The 4597-nt window shown below is 63.7% G+C and carries 4 protein-coding genes; all 4 read left to right on the plus strand.

What is annotated here, in order from left to right:
- Window positions 1–260: FAD-binding protein (locus tag QZL63_RS03975; RefSeq protein WP_290585959.1), on the plus strand; the 260-nt coding region annotated here is incomplete at its 5' end.
- Window positions 261–269: 9 nt separating this feature from the next.
- A complete protein-coding gene (glpC, locus tag QZL63_RS03980; RefSeq protein WP_022308037.1) occupies window positions 270–1532 on the plus strand; it encodes an anaerobic glycerol-3-phosphate dehydrogenase subunit GlpC in 1263 nt (420 codons plus the stop codon).
- Between the two features lie 24 nt (window positions 1533–1556).
- Window positions 1557–2957 carry a phosphoglycerate transporter protein PgtP gene (pgtP, locus tag QZL63_RS03985; protein WP_022308038.1) on the plus strand — a complete coding sequence of 467 codons (1401 nt, stop codon included), beginning with the start codon at window positions 1557–1559 and terminating at the stop codon, window positions 2955–2957.
- A 12-nt stretch (window positions 2958–2969) separates the two neighbouring features.
- Window positions 2970–4463: an MFS transporter gene (locus QZL63_RS03990; protein WP_022308039.1), complete on the plus strand. Its 1494-nt coding sequence runs from the start codon at window positions 2970–2972 to the stop codon at window positions 4461–4463.
- Window positions 4464–4597 lie beyond the last annotated feature (134 nt).

A 4597-nucleotide genomic window follows, 5' to 3' on the forward strand; every position in this document is an offset into this window, starting at 1 on the left:
CCGAACCGCTCTTCGATCTCGACGTGGCATTCGACACGGACCGCACCGCCTGGTACGACCCGCACTTCTTCCACCGCCAGAACTACATCACCTACGGGGTGGCCGTCGATGAGGAGTTCCGCGCCCGCAAACAGGGCCGCACGATCGAAAACCTCTACGTCACGGGATCCGTGCTGGGAGGCTTCGACCCGATACGGGAGGGATGCGGAGCAGGTGTCGCAATGCTCACCGCCCTGCACGTAGCGGACAAAATGAAATAAGACCAGGATATGGATCTGCAGGAACGAAATATCAGCGAGAACAACTTCGAGCAGTGCATCAAATGCACCGTGTGCACGGCCTATTGCCCGGTCGTCCCGGTCAATCCCGCCTACCCCGGCCCCAAGCAGGCCGGTCCCGACGGGGAGCGGCTGCGCCTGAAGGCGGGCAGCTACTTCGACGAGGCGCTGAAATACTGCCTCAACTGCAAGCGCTGCGAGGTGGCATGCCCCTCGAACGTGCGCATCGGCGACATCATCCAACTGGCGAGGATGCGCTACGCGAAATCGCGGCCGAGTCTCCGCGACCGGATGCTGGCCAACACGGACTTCGTCGGGCGGATGGCCACGACGTTCGCCCCGATCGTCAATACGACGCTCGGATGGAGGCCCGTCAAGGCCGCAATGGACGGCGTGCTGCGCATCGACCGCCGCCGGACCTTCCCCAGCTATGCCGGGCAGACCTTCGAGCGGTGGTTCCGCAGGCACGAGGAGGCACGGCAGGAGGGTTTCGACCGCCACGTGAGCTTCTTCCACGGCTGCTACATCAACTATAACTACCCCGATCTGGGAAAGGATCTGGTACACGTGCTCAACGCCCTGGGCTACGGCGTCCACCTGCTCGAGCAGGAGAAGTGCTGCGGCGTGGCGCTCATCGCCAACGGCCTCTACGATCAGGCCCGCCGTCAGGCCCTGACCAACATGGAGTCGATCCGCCGCTCGGTCACCGGAGAACGGCGCCCCGTGATCGTCGCCTCCTCGACCTGCACCTTCACCATGCGGGACGAGTACCCCCACGTGCTGGGCGTCGGGAACGAGGACGTGCGCGACGGGATCGACCTCGTCACGCGGTTCGTCTACCGGATCATCGATTCGGGAGAGGCGCGGCTCCGCTTCCGCGACGACGTCCGGATGAAGGCCGCCTACCACACGGCCTGTCACATGGAGCGGCTCGGGTGGAGCTGCTACTCGATCGCGCTGCTGCGGATGATCCCCACGCTGGAGCTGACCCTGCTGCCGTCGCAATGCTGCGGCATCGCCGGGACCTACGGCTTCAAAAAGGAGAACTACGCCGCCTCGCAGGGCATCGGCGCCCCGCTCTTCAAGACGATCGAGCAGACCGACGCCGAGTGGGTGGTCACGGAGTGCGAAACGTGCAAGTGGCAGATCGAGATGTCCACCTCACGGCGGGTGCTGCACCCGATCAGCGTGCTGGCCCGGATGCTCGACCTGGAGGGCACCGCCGGACTGAACAACAGAAAAACAGCAAGATAAGTAACTCTAAAACTACCAACCATCATGCGGAGATTTCTCTCACCTCCTCTCTACAAGCCCGAACAGACCGGGCCCGAGGCCGACCACCGCTACCGGAAGCTGCGGTTGCAGGTCTTCATCGGCGCCTTCATCGGGTACGCGGCCTTCTACATCGTGCGCAAGAACTTCTCGATGGCCATACCCATGCTCGAGCCCTTCGGATTCGAAAAGGGCGAACTGGGGACCGTGCTGGCCATGAACGCCGTGGCCTATGCGCTGTCGAAATTCCTCATGGGTGCGGTCTCCGACCGCAGCGACGCCCGCAAGTTCCTGCCGCTGGGACTGGTCCTCGCCTCGATCTCGATGATGTTCATGATCGTCCCGATCTCGATGCTCGGCCCCGAGCACCACACCGCCGCCCTGGTGCTGATGGGCGTACTCAACTTCCTGGTCGGCTGGTTCAACGGCATGGGATGGCCCCCGTGCGGACGCATCATGACCCACTGGTTCTCGCAGACCGAGCGCGGCACGATGATGTCGATCTGGAACTGCGCCCACAACGTCGGCGGCTCGCTGGTCGGCCCGATGGCCGTCTACGGCGCCACGTGGTTCGGAGCCTGGTTCTACGGAGCCGCCACCGAGAGCTACTTCCTGGTCGGCACCTTCCTCTTCCCGAGCGTGACGGCTATCCTGATCGCACTGGTGGCCTACTGCCTGCTGCGTGACACGCCGCAGTCGTGCGGGCTGCCGTCGGTCGAGAAGTGGCGCAACGACTACCCGAAAAACTACAGCGCCAAGCAGGAGGAGGTGCTCACCACGCGCGAGATCTTCATGCAGTATGTGCTCAACAACCGCTTCCTGTGGTACATCGCCATCGCCAACGCCTTCGTCTACATGGTCCGCTACGGATGCCTCGACTGGGCGCCCACGATCCTCACCGAACACGGCATCGACATCAAGTCGGCCGGCTGGGCCTACTTCGCCTACGAGTTCGCCGCCATCCCCGGCACGCTGATCTGCGGATGGCTCTCCGACCGTCTCTTCAACGGCCGGCGCGCCCTGCCCACGATCATCTTCATGGCCCTGGTGGCCGGGTTCATCTGCCTCTACTGGCTCTTCATCGACAACCTGACCGTCGTCACCGTCTCGCTCATCGGCATCGGCTTCTTCATCTACGGCCCGGTGATGCTCATCGGCGTGCAGGCACTCGACCTGGCTCCGAAGAACGCCGCCGGCACAGCCGCCGGCCTGACCGGATTCTTCGGCTACTTCTTCGGAACGGCCATCCTGGCCAACACGCTCATCGGCTACGTGTCGGACCACTTCGGCTGGAACATGACCTTCGTCCTGCTGCTCATCGCCTGCGCACTGTCGATCGTCTTCATGGCCGTCACCTACAAGGAGGAGCAGTATCTGGCCGAACGCAACAAGTCGCACCAATCATAAAACCCTGACGCCATGAAAAAAACAGACGCATACGCTTCGCTGGGGGCCGACCGCAAAAGGTTCATGTCGTGGCAGATCCGGACAATCCTGATCACCATGGCCGGTTACGCCCTGTTCTACTTCGTGCGCAAGAACTTCTCGCTGGCCATGCCGGGGCTCACGGCCGAATACGGGATCTCGAACACGAATTTCGGATGGATCATCTTCGCCGGGTCGCTCGTCTACGGCTTCTCGCGCTTCATCAACGGCTATGTGGTAGACCGCATCAGGGGACGCATCGTCATGGCCCTGGGCCTGCTGCTGTGCGCCGCCGCCAACTTCGCCTTCGGCTTCGGCACCGACTTCAGCGCCTGGATCACGGGCGTCGAGAACGGCCCGAAACTGGTCGAGACCCTCGTGTGGGTCATGGGCGTGGTCATCATCCTCAACCAGTATTTCCAGGGCATGGGCTACCCGCCCTGCGCACGGATCCTCCCCCACTGGATCCACCCCTCGGAACTGGCTACCAAGATGTCGGTATGGAACTGCTCCCACTCGATCGGCGCCGCCCTGGCCGTCATCGTCTGCGGCTACCTGATGGGCTCGCTCGGAACGAACCTCAGCGCCGACGCCGCAATCGTCGGACGCATCACGGCCAACCTGGCCGACAACGGCGTGGCCAACGCCGCGGAACAGGCACTCGAGTATGCCGGACACGTCGGAGCCTGGAAATGGTGCTTCTGGATCCCGGCCTGCCTGGCCGTGGCCGGCGCCGTCATGGTCTTCGCCGGGCTGCGCGATGAGCCCAAGGATGTAAAACTTCCGGATCTGCCCGACACGGGGCTGGGCGCCTACTCGGAAAAGATGGGCAAGAAGGCGCGCCGCCGCTTCGAGGCGGTGATGGTCTGGCGCAACCGCTGGGTGTGGACCTTCTGCATCGCCAACCTCTTCGTCTACGTCGTGCGCATGGGCGTTCTCGACTGGGGACCCAAGTTCCTGACCGAGAACCGCGGGCTGTCGATCCAGGACGCCGGTTGGACCGTTGCGGTCTTCGAGATCGCCGGCATCCTGGGCACGCTCTTCGCCGGTTGGGCCACCGACCACCTCTTCAAGGGCAAGGGCCACCGCATGTGCGTCATCTGCATGCTGGGTGCCGCGCTCTTCATGACGATCTTCCGCTTCCTGCCCCAGACGGCCGGACTCACCGCCACGGCCCTCGTGCTCGTCGGCGCCGGGTTCTTCATCTACGGGCCCCAGGCGCTCATCGGCATCGAGCTGGGCAACCAGGCCACCAAGGAGGCCTCGGCCCGCGCCAACGGCATCGCCGGCATCCTGGGCTACATCGGTTCGGGCCTCTCGGGACTGCTCGTAGGCTACGTTGCCGACGCCTTCGGCTGGACCCGGGTCTTCGAGACGATCATCGTCATCGCCGTCATCGGCATGTTCATCCTGATCTCCATGTGGTCCGCGCCGCGCGACGGATACGAGCGGGCCTCGAAGATCGACTACGGCGACATCAAGGAATAACCCCCAAACAGGCCCCCGGGGCCGCACGACATGAAACCTTTCGACAAATACTGCTCAACCCTTTCGGACGAGGCCCTGATGGCGGCCTGCTCACGCATCCGCCACGTGGCGCTCGACATGGACGGCACAATCTA

Origin of the sequence: Alistipes sp. CAG:268, assembly GCA_000434235.1 — a bacterium.
GTDB classification, from domain to species: domain Bacteria; phylum Bacteroidota; class Bacteroidia; order Bacteroidales; family Rikenellaceae; genus Alistipes; species Alistipes avistercoris.

What these genes read in the sequence shown, in the direction of transcription:
- pgtP (WP_022308038.1), top strand. Translation starts at nt 1,557, where the DNA reads ATGCGGAGATTTCTCTCACCTCCTCTCTACAAGCCCGAACAGACCGGG.
- glpC (WP_022308037.1), top strand. Translation starts at nt 270, where the DNA reads ATGGATCTGCAGGAACGAAATATCAGCGAGAACAACTTCGAGCAGTGC.
- QZL63_RS03990 (WP_022308039.1), top strand. Translation starts at nt 2,970, where the DNA reads ATGAAAAAAACAGACGCATACGCTTCGCTGGGGGCCGACCGCAAAAGG.